This is a genomic window from Dyadobacter frigoris, assembly GCF_005280585.1.
GTDB classification, from domain to species: domain Bacteria; phylum Bacteroidota; class Bacteroidia; order Cytophagales; family Spirosomataceae; genus Dyadobacter; species Dyadobacter frigoris.
The window spans coordinates 36414-53439 of sequence record NZ_SZVO01000004.1 but is presented as its reverse complement, the minus strand read 5'-3'; the positions used below and the strand labels follow the sequence as shown (position 1 = coordinate 53439).

At 45.5% G+C, this 17026-nt stretch carries 11 protein-coding genes; 1 reads left to right on the top strand and 10 read right to left on the bottom strand.

All coding sequences use genetic code 11. The features are described from left to right. Positions 1 to 134 precede the first annotated feature (134 nt). From FDK13_RS09475 to FDK13_RS09430, 10 genes are all read right to left on the bottom strand, one after another. Positions 135 to 917, bottom strand: a complete 783-nt coding sequence (locus tag FDK13_RS09475; protein ID WP_137339757.1) for an IS5 family transposase — start codon at positions 915 to 917, stop codon at positions 135 to 137. 30 nt (positions 918 to 947) lie between these two features. After that, positions 948 to 1898: a Gfo/Idh/MocA family protein gene (locus tag FDK13_RS09470; RefSeq protein WP_137339756.1), complete on the bottom strand. Its 951-nt coding sequence runs from the start codon at positions 1896 to 1898 to the stop codon at positions 948 to 950. A 24-nt stretch (positions 1899 to 1922) separates the two neighbouring features. Next, the gene (locus FDK13_RS09465; RefSeq protein ID WP_229215987.1) at positions 1923 to 4640 is read right to left on the bottom strand and encodes a PQQ-dependent sugar dehydrogenase; all 2718 of its coding nucleotides are present in this window, start codon (positions 4638 to 4640) and stop codon (positions 1923 to 1925) included. Positions 4641 to 4659: 19 nt separating this feature from the next. Continuing rightward, positions 4660 to 5493: a glycerophosphodiester phosphodiesterase gene (locus FDK13_RS09460; RefSeq protein ID WP_137339755.1), complete on the bottom strand. Its 834-nt coding sequence runs from the start codon at positions 5491 to 5493 to the stop codon at positions 4660 to 4662. Positions 5494 to 5532: 39 nt separating this feature from the next. Further along, the gene (locus tag FDK13_RS09455; RefSeq protein ID WP_137339754.1) at positions 5533 to 7113 is read right to left on the bottom strand and encodes an ADP-ribosylglycohydrolase family protein; all 1581 of its coding nucleotides are present in this window, start codon (positions 7111 to 7113) and stop codon (positions 5533 to 5535) included. 50 nt (positions 7114 to 7163) lie between these two features. Then, complete coding sequence (locus FDK13_RS09450) at positions 7164 to 8468, bottom strand: DUF4434 domain-containing protein (protein ID WP_137339753.1); 1305 nt, start codon at positions 8466 to 8468, stop codon at positions 7164 to 7166. A gap of 6 nt (positions 8469 to 8474) precedes the next feature. Further along, positions 8475 to 10079 (bottom strand): RagB/SusD family nutrient uptake outer membrane protein, encoded by a 1605-nt coding sequence (locus FDK13_RS09445; RefSeq protein ID WP_137339752.1) that lies wholly within the window; start codon positions 10077 to 10079, stop codon positions 8475 to 8477. A 21-nt stretch (positions 10080 to 10100) separates the two neighbouring features. Further along, the gene (locus FDK13_RS09440) at positions 10101 to 13592 is read right to left on the bottom strand and encodes a TonB-dependent receptor (protein ID WP_137339751.1); all 3492 of its coding nucleotides are present in this window, start codon (positions 13590 to 13592) and stop codon (positions 10101 to 10103) included. A 141-nt stretch (positions 13593 to 13733) separates the two neighbouring features. Then, entirely contained in the window at positions 13734 to 14930 is a 1197-nt protein-coding gene (locus tag FDK13_RS09435) for a FecR family protein (RefSeq protein WP_170982757.1), read from the bottom strand. Between the two features lie 115 nt (positions 14931 to 15045). Then, positions 15046 to 15630 (bottom strand): RNA polymerase sigma factor, encoded by a 585-nt coding sequence (locus FDK13_RS09430; RefSeq protein WP_137339749.1) that lies wholly within the window; start codon positions 15628 to 15630, stop codon positions 15046 to 15048. 465 nt (positions 15631 to 16095) lie between these two features. Between FDK13_RS09430 and FDK13_RS09425 the strand changes: the two genes are divergently transcribed. Continuing rightward, complete coding sequence (locus tag FDK13_RS09425; RefSeq protein WP_137339748.1) at positions 16096 to 17022, top strand: GIN domain-containing protein; 927 nt, start codon at positions 16096 to 16098, stop codon at positions 17020 to 17022. Positions 17023 to 17026: the final 4 nt, after the last annotated feature.

Genomic DNA, 17026 nt, shown 5'->3' with positions numbered 1-17026 from the left:
CATTTAATACGGCGTTTGTTTTATTCGGCAAGTCTAGTTCCTCACTGCCACAGATCAGTAAGCCATTTCAACCACAGCACCCTTGCGCTTTTTACTTTCCTGGGCGGCATTAATAAATTTAAAGATCTCTAAGATTATGTTTTGGAAACTTCTTTTGTGATTCTGTTCAAAAAGATTGATAAATAAGCAATTTCAAGAATCGATTCAGAAGATTCTATCGTTTTTTCAACATCTCTGAAGAGTCTACGCTTAAAATTGAGCCACCCAAATGACCTTTCGACTTGCCATCGATTCTTTTGTGGGACAAACCCTTGTGCAGATTCTGGTTTTTGTGCAATTTCTACTTCCCATTCGAAGTTATTTTTTATGTGTTCAACAAATGTAGTTTTATAACCGTTATCAGCAGTAATCTTTTGCAAACGCGGCACCTTTCCTTTCAGTTGTTCAAGTGCTTGGATACCTGCCTGATTATCAGAGATATTAGCAGATGTAACCTTGATTGACCATGGAATTCCGATTGTATCAACAAGGATAGTTCTTTTACGTCCATTAATCTTTTTATTGCCGTCAATACCAGAATCTAAATTAATAAACTGCATTTTCTTAACACTTTGACTATCAATTGCTAGTAGGCTTGGGGTTTGGTCTTTTTCCTGTCTTTCTCGTTCTTTAATAGCTATACTTTCAAGTAATTGAGTCCAGATTCCACGAAGTTTGAACTGCCGAAAATGATAGTAAACTGTCTGCCAGGCAGGGTATTTACTTTCCATATTACGCCATTGAGCTCCGGTTTCAACAAGCCAAAAAATAGAGTTTACAATGGTTCTTAAAGAATGTTGCCTTGCCCTTTTGTTGTCAATTATTTTTTCTACAAATTGCCATTGGGAGTCAGTCATTTCTGTGAAATTCGTTTTCATAAAACTTGTTTGAGGTGAGATTCAACAAGTTTAACGACTGGCTCTCATTATTAGTTTAATACAATTCAAAACATACTCTAAGGTCTCCGCGGGAGATACAGGAGGATTTCCCGTTTCAAAAAATGTGATAATTTTTTCTACCAGAGGCTCATAACTCGAAAATGGCCCGAGCTGACCGATTCCCTTTTCGCCAAAAGCAACTCCGGCGATATTGGATGCTCCTTTACGTATGGCTCTGACCGTACCGATGCGGCCGTCGTTCCAGACACCCACGATCAGGTCGGTACCCTCTGTATGGGTTCTGGTTACTGTCCTGCAGCCCGTACCCATCACAGTGAAAAGCATTTCTATTCCATGAATCGCGTACCAGGCCAGATCCAGGTGGTTTTTATCCATATCACCCGGCGTATAAACATCTGCACCTGTCACCGATCCTATCGAACCCAATACTACTTTCTGCACGTTGGCGTCAAATCGCAACGCCGAGGAAGAAAAAACCGGCGTATTGTATTTTTCGGCGGCCTTAAAGATCGCCTGCGCATCAGCCAGGGAACTGGCAACAGGTTTATCGATAAAGACCTTTTTACCCGCTTTGAAAACCTTCAGTGCTTGCTCAGGATGCACACGGCCATCGTTGGATTCCAGCAAAATTACATCCACTTTGTCGAGAAGTTCTTCAATGGAACCTACCAGCTCAACGCCCATTGCCTGCACGGCCTTTATGATGTCGGGCTTCATTTTAAGGGCAGATTCAATGTCCTTACTGCCGTGCGGGTAAGCGGCTATCACCTTGTAACCCTTCATGTCAGCCCCTCCGGTGTTGATCATTTTGGTAAAAACCTCACTGTGTCCCGTATCCAGACCGATAATTCCCACCCGTTTTCCGGTGTCCGAAAATTCTGCCGCAAAACTACTTTCTGGCACAAGCAACCCTGCCGCCGACAAAAGGGCGGTCTGCTGTATAAAATGGCGTCTGTTCATTATTTACGATTCAATTACATTCATTTATTTTTGAAATTTCATAAGGTCCACATGGAATAACCCCCACTGGGATGTTGGATTTTTGAAAACAATATACAGATCATGCATACCCTTTTCTGGTGATAATATAGCGATCCGCTGTTCCCATTCGCTTTTAGGATCTTTTACTTTTCCGGCTTCTACTTCCACCGATCCGACCACAGGTCCCTGCGGATTATCCAGCCTCACTTCAATCGTCCCGCCCTGGCCCTCACGCTGCACACGGAAGTCGATTTGACCGATACCGTTCAGGTCAATCTGATTGAAGCGGACAAATTTCCCGTTCGTAATGTTGCTGATATAGGAAACAAACCCAGTATTTTGGGTGGCAATCGTTACGCCTACATTACCTTCGTCATAATCTTCCATCTGGATAACGGGACTTCTGAGGACGATTTGGTCACTCGCCTGCAAAGGTTCAATCCCGTTTGCACCCTTGTCGATATACGAACCCAGGAGAACATAAGCTCCAGCATCTCCTTTCCCTATGTGGTCTGTAAGATAAAACTGTCCTTTTAAAGGAATATTGACTTGCTCTTCTGCCAGCGAGAGAATGTATTCTGAAATCTGCCGGGCATCTGCAATGGCCAGATCCTGATGAGGCGGCATCGGGTATGTTCCCCAGTTGCCGCTGCCACCTTTGATTATTTTCTCACTCAACGGATCAGCCGCATCCTTTTTACCTTTGTAGCGCATGGAAATCGCTTTAAAAGCTGGTCCGATGGATTTGGTCGCGACCGTATGGCAGGCCTTGCAGTCAAGGGAAGCGACCAGTTTTTCGGTCTGCCCAAACTGAACATTTTCGGACGACGACATAACACTTGCCAAATCCTTTCCAAAGGGAAGATAATGAAAACTGGCCTTTGTTCTTTTGGCGTCAGCTACTTTATCTTCCCGGTCTTTAATTTGAATCTGGTAGTCCAGCTTTTGATTATCCCAATAAAAACTCCTGTTCGCAGCGGTCTGAATCTTCACCTCCGGAGGCGTGTTACCCACCTTCACCTGCGTGGTCGCAGAGCCCTTTCCTCCCAGCTGATCCGTTACGGTAAGCACCACGTTGTATATTCCGGGTCTGGTAAATACATGCCCAATTCGCTCACCTTTGATCTTTTTACTCCCAATACTCCATTCGTATGTGAGCTTATCACCGGGATCATAATCTTTGGATTCACCGGCGGACAAGCTAACGCTGAGGGGAGCGGCACCAACAAGTTTACTGATTTTCAAAGACGCGATCGGGTTGCGGTTTCCTTCAGCATACTCCACGCGTATAATACCCGAATCCGTATTACGGGCAAACCAGTTGGTTCCGTAAGCCAGAAGGTAAATGGCTCCGTCAGGGGCGATCTGCATATCTATTGGTGCTACTACCTTCAGCTGAGGTAAAAATGGCTCCATCGATACGTAGTTCCCGTTCACATCCAGGGTTACGGCCATAATCCATTTCCTGATCCAGTCGTAGATAAATAATTTACCATCGTAATAATCCGGTAACTTGTAAGGCGAATCCGCAAACAAATCGCTGTAATAAACAGGCCCTGCCATGGCACTCGCTCCGCCTTTTCCAACAAGCGGCCAGCGCTTGGAAGGCCCTTTGCCGTACCAGATAAAAGCAGGCTGGGCGGCGGGCAATTCCCTGATACCGGTATTATGCGGCGATTCATTCAACGGATGAAGCGGATCTTTCCCAGGCCCTTCTTTTTTAGTCACAAAATCATATTTGGGAAACACCTCATTAGCACCTAAAAAATAAGGATAACCAAAAAAGCCCGGTTTACGAGCCTGATTAATTTCATCATAATTCAGCTTTCCTTCACTCGCATTAATTTCGGTATCCGGCCCCACATCCCCCCAGTATACGTAATTGTTTTTTGCATCAACCGAAAACCGAAATGGATTTCTAACGCCCATTACATAAATTTCGGGTTTACCCTGCGAGCCGTCCTTTGGGAAGAGATTCCCATCCGGGATACTGAAAGTACCATCAGACTCGGGCTTGATTCTCAAAATTTTACCTTTAAAACTGTTGCTGTTTGCCGTAGCCGCCTGATCATCGGACAACTCCCGCCCTGGCCTCTCGTCTGTCGGATTGTGACCCTCGATTTCCTCAGCGTTGGTGTTGTCTCCAATCGACAGATAGAGCAATCCTTTTGAGTCAAAAGTAAGATAACCAGCGGAATGGCAACAGTATTTCCGCTGGGTTGGCACTTCCAGAAGCACCTTTCTGGAAGATTCAATGAGCTTCTCCCCATCCATTTCAAACCGCGCCAGCTGACTTACCGATTTCTCACCGGCCAGGCCATAATAAAAGTAGATCCAGTGATTAATACTGAATTGCGGATCAGCGGCCACGCCTAAAAGTCCGTCCTCAATTCCGCTGAAAACATTAAAATGTGCAATGGTTTTCAGCTGCTTTGAACTTTGGCTGTAATAACGAACAGCTCCCTTTCTTTCCGCCACAACTACGTCATAACTGGGAAGGATGGCCATCTCCATCGGTTCGTCGAGCCCTGAAACCAGAGACGAATAAGTAAAACGACTTGAATCGGGACGCACAATGGAATCGCTTTTATAGCCGGATTCAAGTGTTTTTTCATTGAAGCCCCCCTTTAAAGGCAAGACTGAAGATTTGAGCGGAACTACAAAAGCAAAAGAAATTACCCCTGCTATGCATAGCCATAAAATTGTTCGTGTTTTATTCACCACGGTTCAGTATTAAAGGTTATTTTTTTATTATTTTAAGCAGTAGTTCCGGCTCATCGGTTGTAATATAATCCAGTTTTTTCCAAATGAGGTAATCCATTAAATTCTGACTGTTCACAAGCCAGACATTGGTTGTCAGTTTCAGACCCTGAGCCCTTTTGACAAGATCAATGTCGTTTACATACGTGTCTGCAATATAGTCGACTTCACTGATTTTGTCAGCCTGTATCTGCTCAGGGGTTTTATCCGAACCTACGTAGGATACTTTTGCAGCAGGCACAAGCTGTCTGATCAGCTTGCAAACGTCATAATCAAGGCTGCTATAATCTGCAATGGTCTGTAACCCCTGCGCCTGTACGGCAGAAACCGCTTTCCTGGCTAATTGTAACGAACGTTGCTTGCTAACCCTGGAAGGTTTTATTTTAAGGATCAGCCTCGTAGTGGCCTGCACTTTGCCTGCACCCAGGTAGGTTTCAATGGTAGGCAACAATTCTGAATTCGATAACTTTATTTTTGCCAGTGAATCGAAAGGTGCCTGTTCAATCAACATTTTATTTCCTTTGGGATCCTTACTGCCCAGGGTTATGGAATCAGCGGCGCTCACAAATAAAACGGAGTCTGCGGACATTTGCACATCAAATTCGCTTGCGTAAACACCCAATTTTATGGCCGCATTCAGCGAGGCCAGCGAATTCTGGGGAGCACCAGTCCTGAGCCATGCACCACGATGTGCGATCACTTTGGTAGTGACGGGCGTAGGAGCAATCGGAGTTTGGTCTTTATCCTTACAAGACCATGTCAGCAAAGCAAGAATGCCCAATGCTGCGCAGACCGTTTTTTTTATATTTTTCATAAAATTATTGATTTTGAATTCTTAAGTGAACAAATGTTTTTAATCAAACTTAGTGCTTACTGGCCTGTCTGCATATTCGAGATAATCTACCGAGACCAGTTCATAACCAGGATCGGGATTTAAAACCTTTACTTCAACCTGGTGCTTACCTGGCGGCAGCTGATACCGCCAGCACAATTCGGTTCTTCGCTGACTATAAGCAGTGGGCAGATTTATCTCTTCAATTTTTGCCCCATCGATCCACAGCGCGGCTCTGACCACCGCATCAGGTTGCTGCAATGAGGTTTTGCGCGAATGCCCGCGCAGCACAAACCCTACACCTTCCACTGTAAATTTGATCCCTGTATGGCTTACCTGGCTTAACGGCACGCGCTGCTTTGGATAATGCTGAGGAAAACTCTCTTCGAATAAAACCGGCTTTACCGGCTCGGATACGATCTCTACCATATCCCCGTTCACCCGGCCTCCGTGTCTTTGCACGTTTTCGAGCGCATGTTTCAGACCCAGCTCGTACACCTTATGCAAAGACAGGTTCGTAAAACTAAAATGGTCATTTTCCGCCTTCCTGACGGGCTCGAGCCAGTAGGCAGGAATTTTGCTATAGCCGATCATCGTACCCAAAATACCTCCGGCACTTGATGGATTGCAATCCGAATCCTGTCCGGCACGGGTAGATATCTGCATCGTCCGGGTAAAATCGCCAGCGCCATACAACAGTCCCAGCACTACGTAGGCAGCATTCAGTTTGGCATCAATATCCAGCGGATGAAAAACCCCATCCGGACAACCTACTTCCTGCGACCACTTTCTCTGGATCTCAAACCAGGTCTGCTTCCAGCCCTGCGGATACTTTTTATGCCACTGAATCACATCGGCTATACATTTATAAAACTGGCTACGGGCGGGTATGGCTTTCAAAGATTCGTTGACAATATAACTTATGTCATTACTTTTAAAGGCGTTGGCATACATGTTCGAAATAAAAACACCACCATACCAGCCATCCCCATAGTTCATAATGTGGCCTACGCGGTCGCAAATTTCGGACGAAGCATTGGGCATAGCCGGGCTCATCAGTCCGGCAAAATCGGATTCAATCTGAAAATCAATATCATCCGCATGAGGATTATTGAGCCAATGTCCGGATTTCGAAGCAGGAATACCTTGCAAAACGTTGTATCGCCCCGCCTGATTGGCATGCCACAACTCATAACCGCGATGGGCGTAAGCCTGGGCAAAAGAATCCGCTGGCGCTGAAAGTCCATTACGCTCGAAAACCTCCATGAATGTCAGATCCATATAAATATCATCGAACAAGCCCGGGAAAACGCGCATGGCCTCCGTTACATAGTCCGGATGCCATTTGATAGGCTGATAATCCTGTATGAAAGTCCCCTGGTAGACAAACTCGGTGGGCCAGCCAAAGGTGACACCAATCGTTTGTCCTGCCCAGCCACCTTTGATTTTATCCTTTAAATTTTCTTTTGAAATGGTAAAATAATCAGCCTTTACGTTTTTAGGCTGCGTAAGCTGTCCCCATGCCCCAATCGTAAGAAGCAGGCTAAGGATCGTTGAAAAAGCCAACGCTTTTCTATATTTTGTTTCTTTTAACAAATTCATAAACAAAGGCAAAACATGTTATAAAATGCTGATCTCCGAAATGCTGGTTTCTATTTCTTCTCAATCGAGCCCAATGCTCCCGGGTAAATATTTCCAGAGAAGTCATAAGGTTTGAGCGAATAGGCATATAGTCCCTTTTGATGCGTTGTCGTATCAAGCGCCGTTTGCGGAAGTCCCTTTCTCCGCCCCTGAATGTTGCCGATCAGAATATCATTCCGAAACAAATAGTATCCGGCAATGCGACTGGTATCTTTGGAAGCCTGCCATTTTAAAGTCACCTTTCCATCCTTGTTCCAACCAATTTCGAGGTTTTTGCCGGGGGCAACAGCAGATGGCCCCGGTAGTTTACCGGTATCCACATACGCTTTATAAGCTTCATGAAAACCTTTTCGCACGGTGACAGGACTGTAATAATGGCTGTATGCAAAGGATATAATCGTGCTTACATACGGCTCTGCAATGCGTAACTGTTCTACAAAGCGGTTTAAAGGCGCGCTGGTCCAGAATCTTTGCTCAAAGGTTTCAGCATCTGACCAGAACAGCAGCCCGGGTTTGGTTTTTACAGCTTGAGCAAGGTTAGCGAACCAGTCATCGAGCTGGTCCATTTCCAAACCACCCGCACCGATACAATCCTGAGGAGCGAAAATATCGCCGGGATTAAGATGAGTTTGCGCGAAAACATATTCCCAAAACTGTCGGTACTGTGCCGCTGTGCCCACCCTGTAATTCATAAAAGGACAGAACATAAAGGGCATCCCGGGTGAGAGCATGTGCAGATGGTCAAGATTTACGTTCAGCGCATGGGTCAGCATATCCATTTGCGCCGGCGTATTGAATCTGAGATTATCAATTTCCCAAACCCAGTACCATCCATAAAACGTACCTGCGTACCTCGGCCCATAGTTTTTATAAACTTCCGTAGCGACGTCATTTCCAATAAGCATCTGTTTTTCCAGCCATTCATGCGAGAAATTAGTCCACCATTTTTCATGCATATTCAGCCCGATAAAAACCTTAAATCCTGCCTTCTTCGCATTTCTAAGGCAATTCTCAACAATGTCGGACCCGGACTTACTGGTAATCCCTGCCAGTTTTGAAGGATAAACCGCCTGATAAATACCGGATCCTCCCGCTTCTGCAACGGGCGCAATGATCAGGTATTCCATTCCTACTTCCTTCAACGCACCCAGTTCTTTCTGCCAGGTGACATCGTCCCAGCCGGCAACGAGGCTATTCTGGATAAAAGTACCTTTGGCTATGGGGTGCTCAACCGGCTTCTTCGCGCCTGCTGCGCTGATCAGCAGCGCAGCAGGTGCAAGCAAAACAAATTTCAACAAATAGAAATACTTCTTCATTAGCACCTACCAGCCAGGGTTGTTGACACCAATCAATTTATTGGAATTGATCTCATCCTGGGGAATCGGAAACAGCAGATTTTTATCAGAACGGGTTTTGATCACGTTTTCGTCGGTTCCCAGATCGTTCATTACCTGAAGATATACACCCCACCTGATCAGGTCATGGCGACGGTTAACTTCCTGATAAAGCTCCTTGCCCCGCTCCTCAAAAACCAGCGACCGAAACTCCTGTTTATTGAGCCCCGAAGCGGCAGCCAGCTTGCTCCGCTCCCTGATTTTATTCAGCTGCGCATAGGCGGCCTGTGTGGGCCCGTTGATCTCGTTTTCCGCTTCTGCATAAATCAACAGAAGGTCAGCATAGCGAAGCAGTGGAAAATCGCAGTCCCTGTTTCCGGCCCGCACCGTCGTTCCAGTGGCACCAATTTCGGTGGATGCACCAAGCCAGTACTTTTTTGTAAACGGGTGCGAGTAGGCCGGATAAAATTTGGCGGTAAAGCCTCCTGAAACAGATTTGTAAAGCGTTGTATCTCGCTCCGGGTAAAGCATCCAGGCTCCGTACATATAGTATTGGTGAAAAACGCCATCCACAGCCCTTGTATCTTTGGCTGTGTAACTGTCATACAATTTGGCGGACATCCACTGATACGATGTCCCGCCATACCAGGGCGCCGAGTAATAATACTGAAGAAGGGTTCCGTAGGTATCGTTATCCTGTGTCTGCAATTCCCAGATCATTTCCGGATTATTCTTGTTGGCCCGTCCCCATACCTGCATGAAAGTCGGCATCAGGTTGAATTCTCCTCCTTGTATCACCTCCAGCGCCTTATCTCTTGCCTTTGTATATAACGCTTTACTGTCTAGGCTTTCATAGCCCTTTACGACATCCTTGGTGTAGGTTTTTCCACGCACCGTCAATTGTTCTGCATTCAATGCCGAGGATGCCATCGTTGCGTAGGTTTTAGCAAGAAGTGTTTTTGCTGCTCCCCGGTTCACCTTTCCGGCAGCACCTGCATTGGGACTGAAGCGTAGCGGAAGAAGCTGTTCGGCTTTCTGTAAATCGGCGATCACCTGATTGTACACTTCGGTAACCGGAGCACGTGCGAGGTCAATCGGAGCACCACTGGAAACGTTTTCAAGGCGTAAAGGAACAGGCCCCCAAAGGCGTGTCAGGTTATAATATGACCAGGCTCTGAAAAAATAAGCTTCTCCTAAAATACGGTTTTTCACCGAATCCGACGCCATTTTAATTCCCGGCACCTTTTCCAGTGTAATATTTGACTGGGAAACCAGACTATACCAGCCCACCCATAAAGCGGATGTACCCCAGTAATTGTTAAAATTTCCGGCCCCCATGTCACTCATGATCCACTGCGGCCCTACCACATGATCGTGGTCTACATCTTCACCAAAAAGATAAGGAGCTTTAAAGAAATTCCAGGAATGTAGATATCCGTACATGCCCGTAATAGCCGATTCAGCGTCCTCCTGGGTTTTGTAAAGGTTATTGGGTGAATAAAAGTCGTAGACCTTTTCTTCAAGCTCGTTTTTACAGCCCCATAATGCGCTGGCGAGCGTAAGCAGTATAAGTAAATATTTTATAGTCTTCATGTTCAGCAATAGGTTTTGGAATTAAAATGTACAGTTGACACCCAGAGAGAAGGTCCTGGAATTTGGATAGTTACCCAGATCGATGCCCCGGCGCGAAGGATCCTGCCCGTAAGCGTTCACTTCGGGATCATAACCGCTGTATTTGGTAAATGTCAGCACGTTATTGATACTGGTATACAACCTGATGGCCTGTACGATTTTCTTACTTTTAAAATTGAAGTTATAGCCCATATTGATATTTTTTATTCTTAGATAAGACCCATTTTCTACGAAACGGTCGGAGAATTTGAGATCCCTGAAAGAATTCAGAATCGCCTTGGGATTTACCCCTGTTGAACCAGGGCCGGTCCAGCGGTTATCATAAGCCTGCTGGGTGGTATTTGAGAAGTCCCCCAAATTGTCTGTCACGTACCGAAGCGTATTGATAATTTGCCCACCCTGAACACCCTGAAAAAAGACACTCATGTCAAATCTTTTGTAAGTGACATTGGTTGAAAAACCGTAATAGAAATCCGGATTTACATTTCCGATCACAGTACGGTCTTTATCATCTATAACCTGATCGCCGTTCAGATCTTTATACCGGATTTCACCAGGCATACGTTTGATCACCGCCGCCGGCTGTCCTTTAAAGAATCCGCTGGCTGCCACTTCTTCCTCATTTTGAAAGATCCCATCTTCCTGGTAGCCGACCACAATCCCGATTGGCTGCCCGACCCGCTGCACAAAGGGCTTATAGTTGATTGGCTCTGTACCGATCTGCGCAGCCCATTGTTCGGTCACATCACCAAGATCAAGAATCTTGTTTTTGTTGAAGGAAATGTTCCCGCTCACGCCTATGGTGAAATCCTTACGGTCAACAAGCCGTGCATTTACCGTTGCTTCGAAACCCCTGTTTTCAATTTCACCGATATTCCTGACCTGGGTGGTGTATCCTGTGCTCGAAGGAAGCGTTACATTTTGTAGTAGATCATGGGTACGTTTGTAATAATAATCAAAAACAAAGGATAATCTGTCTTTGAAAAAACCAAGATCCAGACCACCGTCAACCTGCGCGGTTGTTTCCCACTTCAAATTGTCATTACCAAGGCTGGTAACCAGATAGCCGTTGGTCAACACACCGCCGTAAGGATAATTGGCAGCAGAAATATGCGAGAGCGAGCCATAGGATCCGATTCCCTGGTTGCCGGATTGTCCGTAACTCAGCCGGAGCTTTCCGTTGCTGAGCCAGGGGCTGTTTTTTAGGAATTGTTCCTGTGAGAACCGCCATGCAAATGCGCCTGAAAGGAATCCTGCCCATTTGTTGTTTTTTGCAAACTTGCTGGATCCGTCCCGGCGGTAGGTAATCGTGGCAAGATACCGGTCGTCAAAAATGTAATTTAAACGTCCATAATACGACAAAAGCGACCACTCGGATTTTGCCGAGGATGGTGGATCCACAATTGTGCCTGCTCCCAGGTTATTGTTCTGCAGCGCATCATTCATAAATCCGCTCACTCCGATATACTTGTACTGCCAGACGCCACTTCCGTAGGACATTCCCGCAGTGGCATTTACAGCATGTTGTCCCCACTTATGATCATAGGTAAAATAACTCTCAGAGCTGACGTTCTGAGAATTATTATCGGACACATAGGCTCTGCCCTTGGCTGTGGCTCCTTCGTTGATCGACTGAGGAAAATACTGGTCTCTTCTGTCAAAAGAGGTGTTCCACCCGAATATGCTCCGAAATCTGAATCCGGGCATGAAGGTGACATCTGCAAACGCCGATGACGTAAGCCTTGAGCCGGTCACCTGATTCAGGGACTGCTTAACATACTGATAGGGATTTGACGTAATGTAAAGTTGCGAGAACTGATCTGTCAGTGTATCGCGCATGGGGATGGTTGGGTGAAAAGTCATCGCAGATTTAACCACACCGCCCTCCGGCCCGACAATACTCGCACCAGTCGAAACCATTTTATTGATTGTATTTGAATAGTTCAGCGTTGCACCTGCCTGAAGCCAGTTTTTCACCTGCCTGTTGATGTTCACTCTGAGGCTGTAACGTTTGAATTTCGAATTACTAATAATCCCGTTCTGATCGATGAGGTTTCCACCGATCAGGTAAGTATTACCCCCCGATCCCCCTGAAAAATTTAGCGTATAATCCTGTTTCAGTGCTGTACGATAAATGGCATCCTGCCAGTCGGTTGAGCGTCCACGGAAATCGGCCGGTGCTTTCAGGTAACTGTTCTGAACCAGGTCAAAGCGGCCGGGATAAGGAATAGTCTTGTCTTTACCATAAGTCGTTCCCAGATACGTGTCTGAATTCAGGTAAGCCTCGTTCTGATAAGTTGCAAATTGCTCTGCATCGAGCATATCATATTTTTTAGAGATCTGCGAAAGACTTGTCACCAGATTCAGCTCAATCCGGTCCTTTCCTTTCCCTCCTTTTTTAGTTGTAATCAGCACAACCCCGTTTGCTCCTCTTGATCCGTAGATGGCAGTCGAAGAAGCATCCTTTAATATTTCAATGGATTCGATATCACTCGTATTGAGGAATGAAAGCATATTGGTTTTCTGCTGATCGAAAGAAGAACCGGACTTAGGCGTAGCGCTCGCGTTGTCGTCTACCAGCGGTACCCCGTCCACCACATACAATGGTTCGGTTCCACCCATAAATGAGCTTGCGCCACGAATTTGAATACTCATGCCTGCGCCTGGCGCTCCGTCGGTCTGTGTTACAAAAACACCGGCTGCTTTCCCCTGAATACCCTGTTCCAGGGTTACCGGATTAGATTTCACCAGCTCATCCGACTTTATTGAAATAACCGATCCTGTAAGGTCTTTCTTTCTGGTGGTTCCATAACCTACCACTACCACTTCGTCAAAGGACTTATCATCGGTCTTCATTGAGATACTCAAATCCGTTTTTCTGCCGATAAGCACTTCCTGTGACTGGTAGCCTACAAATGAAAATATCAAACGGGTATTTTCACTTTCCACGTCTAGCTTAAAGGTTCCATCCGCGTTGCTGGTTGTGCCTCGCTGCGTACCTTTGACCAAAATACTAACGCCGGGAAGTCCGTATCCATTTTCATCGGTAACCTTGCCCCTGATATTTACAGGCGGCGGAATTACCTTATCCTCATGGTCAGGAGCAGATCCCCGGGAAACTACGATCATCTTTTCCTCAATGGTAAAGACCAGCCCCTGCTTGTGCAGCACTTTTGCCAGCACTTCTTCCAAAGATGCATTTTCCGCATTAACAGACACTCTTTCCGCTCTTTTAAGTATGCTCGAATTGCAGAATACCGTGTAACCCGTCTGTTTTTTAATGGTAGTAAAAAAGGTTTGCAGGGTGATATTGTTCCCGGCATAAGAGACAGTTTGACCATAAGTGCCCGCACTCACGCGCAGGCAGATCATCAGGATAAAAATCGCCGTAATCTTCATAATCCGGGACAGGGTCTTTACTTTCCACCCGGATATTCCGGGTGGATTACAAATGGTTTTAAAAGTTAAATACATAACTTTGCGTTTGGGTTAAATTGAATAAAACAGTTTTGAACGATTGTATTTATAATGCAGACCCGAAATTCCGCCGCTTCGTCTTCGACCACGAAGCGGTTTTTGTTTCTGCAAAATCTTGGCTATTTACTATTGTATCTCTTATCTTGGCGGCGGCAAAACCTGTAAGACTCTAACTTTTTTGCCGTCAATTGTGAACTTTACACCGGATTTTTCAAGGACTTTAAGTACACTCGACAAATTGGCATTTCTCTGCAAATCTCCCCAAAAAGTTTCCGTTGGTATCTCCCCCTCAAAATACACCTCCATATCATACCACCTGGCCAGCTGACGCATGACCGTCTCAATATCGGCATCATCAAATGTAAAAAGGCCGTTTCGCCAGGCTAACGCCTCGTCCAGATTCGCACCCGAATAAACCTTCATCGTACTATTGCCACTAATTATGGCTTGCTGCCCCGGGCTGAGCAAGCTGGTTTTGCCATTTTTCATCAATTGAACCGAACCTTCCAACAGCGTGGTTTTTATAGATGCTTCATCGGGATAGGCATTAATATTAAACCGGGTCCCCAGAACCTTTATTTCCAGATCGCCTACCAGGACCGTGAAAGGAATGTTGCGCTCAGAAGCGTTCTGTGTAACATCGGGCAGGTGGGCAACCTCCAGATATGCCTCTCCGGTAATCGTCACCCGCCGGTCGTTCTTTTTAAACACGGTGGGATAGGTAATGGATGACCCCGCGTTAAGCCACACCCGGGTACCGTCAGACAGTATCAAAGCATATTGCCGTCCTTTCGGTGTGGTCATCGTATTGTACAAATTCTCTGAGGCTAGCGCTCCTTGCCCATCATATTGAATCTGCCCATTGTTATTACGTATAACTGTGGAACCTTCCATGGCAAGATTCCCATTACCGGCGCTATCCAGCAAAATCTGCCTGCCATCCGCAAGTGTCAGTATCGCTCCGTCCCTGCCCGGCGCAATATCCTCCTTATCGGGTTGCATCTTCACGCTGACCGCACTGGGTTCCCGTTTTTGCAGCACCAGGAAATAGGCGCCTAATCCAATAGTAAAGAGAATGATCGCGGCGGAAGCATAACGCAGAAAGGGAAACACTTTATTTTTACCTGCCGAAACGACTGGCGCATCCTGGCGCACTGCCTTCATCACATTACTTCTCAAAGAGTCGCCAAACTGCATTTTTTCCAGCTCAGTCCAGTTGACCTCCTGCTGACTAGCCAAAGTATCGAACCAGGCTTCAACGGCCTTTTTTTCGGAGTCAGAGCAAAGCCCCATCCGGTAGCGTTGCAGGAGTAGTTTTGCCTCTTCTGAATTCATAAGCTTTCGATTTGTGTAAGCAACATGCGCCTTACCCAAATACATATTCCGAAAACAGCATGGTGGTAGTAGATGAAGCTTAAAAAAAATAGATATTTTTTCCTAAACCACTGTTTCAGAAGAAGAACGCCAACATAAAAGACGTGGCTGAAAGCGTTTCGATTTCAGAACGGATCTGTTTCAGTGCGTTGCTTACTTGTTTCTTTACGGTTGTTTCCGCAATGCCCAACTGAGCGGCTATATCCTTGTAAGACAGATTTTCACGACGACTAAGGTGATACACCTGCTGCATTTTCGCAGGTAATTTTGCAATCGCCTGATCAACTTTTGCTTCCAGCTCCTGCAATTCCAGCGCAGATATAGCAGAGAGGTCCACAGACTGCATTTGCTCTGAAAGGCTTTCAACAAAATTTTCCCTGTTTATATTTTTTTCGATATACCGGATGGAAAGATTTCGGGCGCTTTTTAATAAATAAGCCAGAAAAGTACTTTTTAAGGAAATGTCTCCTCGACGACGCCAGATTGAAATAAATATCTCCTGAACAATATCCTGAGCATCATCCCGGCATTTGATCACTCTGGACACGTACATAGATATACGCTCCCAGTGCCTGTCGAACAGTTCCGTAAATGCCTCTTCATCACTGTTTTTCAGTAACTCCAGTAACTCCTCATCAGTTTGGCAATCATAACGAGTCATTTGGCGTCAGGTATCAAATTTCATAAACGAATAAATCGAATTTAGTAAACAAATATATCAACTTTCACTTAAAGTCTATGTTAAGAAAATGTGATTAACCTGCTGTCAAAGGAAAATAATCCGAAAACATAATAATTGACCACAGCAAGGGTCACAAACCTGCAACGGTATTCTTGGTTTGTTAACTTTAAATAGAATCAGCTGCCTTCTGATTAACGTTCGGTGGAAATAGTGAAGGAATTAAATTGCGTCCAGTTGAAAAGATTGAGTCGGATGGAAATGATGTAAACTTTGACCAGCGCACACTTTTCAATCTGACTGTCCGAAATCGGACAATAAAATAGTAAACAAACACCATTTTGAATAAATGAAGCCATGTTTTGGATTCTGGTACAATAGTTGAAAACAGTCAGTTAAACAAACCTGGACTAGATCAACTTGAAAACAATTCTAACTGCATGCGCCATGGCGCTCTGCTTTTTCAATTCAATATCCGCGCAGTCCCAGGGCGGTACCCGGGAAATTCATGGTAATGGCAACATCGTAACCAGGACTTACCCCGTTCCTGCTTTTGATGCGGTCGAAACAGAACAATTTCCGGCAGATGTCCGGATAGAAGTGTCAGATAAAACTCCTTCTGTGATCATCTCGCTGGATGAAAACCTGGTTTCTCTTCTTAACGTCAAAAGTGAAAATGGGATCTTAAAACTGGCGTTGAAAAATCCTGACAATAAAGACTTCTGGATTAGCAAAGCAGCGATTAACGTTAGCATTTCGACAAGAAACCTGAAAAGTCTCCGCAATGGATCAAACGGAAATGTGATTGTGAATGGCCTGAACGGTACGGCTTTTGACCTGATCAACGATGCAAACGGCAACATCACCTTGCAAGGCAAATCTGGTACGCTCAGCCTGGTCAGCCATGCAAACGGTAGGATTAACGCTGAAAAATTTGAAGTGAAAACCGCATACGTAGTGGCTAACGCCAATGCCACCATCCGGTTGAATACCCAGAAAATTCAGGCAGCTACCCAGGCTTTTGCGCACATAGAAAATGTCAGTGATCACCAAACACAATCTAAAACAAAAGCTGAAACCTTCTCTGCTAATCGCTCAAAGCTTATAACACTGCACTTTGTAAATGGCAATGCATCACCGCAGCAGGTCACCCTGATTTCTTATGCTCCCGGAGAGATAGCCAATGAAACGAATGGATTTATTTTGGCACCGAACCAGAAAAAGCAGAAGCAATACGTGGTCGGAACGAAAGTGTACATTGCTACCAAAGAACAGGTAGACCTTGTCATGAGTGGTAAAATTTTGCAGGACAAGCCCTTCCTAACCGTCCAACCAGATGATGAAGGCCGCAAAGTAATCTTGCCAGGCAAATAAAATT

Excerpts from the sequence above, each read along its gene's own strand:
- FDK13_RS09440 (WP_137339751.1), bottom strand. The coding sequence starts at position 13,592 with ATGTATTTAACTTTTAAAACCATTTGTAATCCACCCGGAATATCCGGG.
- FDK13_RS09470 (WP_137339756.1), bottom strand. The coding sequence starts at position 1,898 with ATGAACAGACGCCATTTTATACAGCAGACCGCCCTTTTGTCGGCGGCA.
- FDK13_RS09455 (WP_137339754.1), bottom strand. The coding sequence starts at position 7,113 with ATGAATTTGTTAAAAGAAACAAAATATAGAAAAGCGTTGGCTTTTTCA.
- FDK13_RS09460 (WP_137339755.1), bottom strand. The coding sequence starts at position 5,493 with ATGAAAAATATAAAAAAAACGGTCTGCGCAGCATTGGGCATTCTTGCT.
- FDK13_RS09475 (WP_137339757.1), bottom strand. The coding sequence starts at position 917 with ATGAAAACGAATTTCACAGAAATGACTGACTCCCAATGGCAATTTGTA.
- FDK13_RS09445 (WP_137339752.1), bottom strand. The coding sequence starts at position 10,079 with ATGAAGACTATAAAATATTTACTTATACTGCTTACGCTCGCCAGCGCA.
- FDK13_RS09425 (WP_137339748.1), top strand. The coding sequence starts at position 16,096 with ATGGCGCTCTGCTTTTTCAATTCAATATCCGCGCAGTCCCAGGGCGGT.
- FDK13_RS09435 (WP_170982757.1), bottom strand. The coding sequence starts at position 14,930 with ATGAATTCAGAAGAGGCAAAACTACTCCTGCAACGCTACCGGATGGGG.
- FDK13_RS09430 (WP_137339749.1), bottom strand. The coding sequence starts at position 15,630 with ATGACTCGTTATGATTGCCAAACTGATGAGGAGTTACTGGAGTTACTG.
- FDK13_RS09450 (WP_137339753.1), bottom strand. The coding sequence starts at position 8,468 with ATGAAGAAGTATTTCTATTTGTTGAAATTTGTTTTGCTTGCACCTGCT.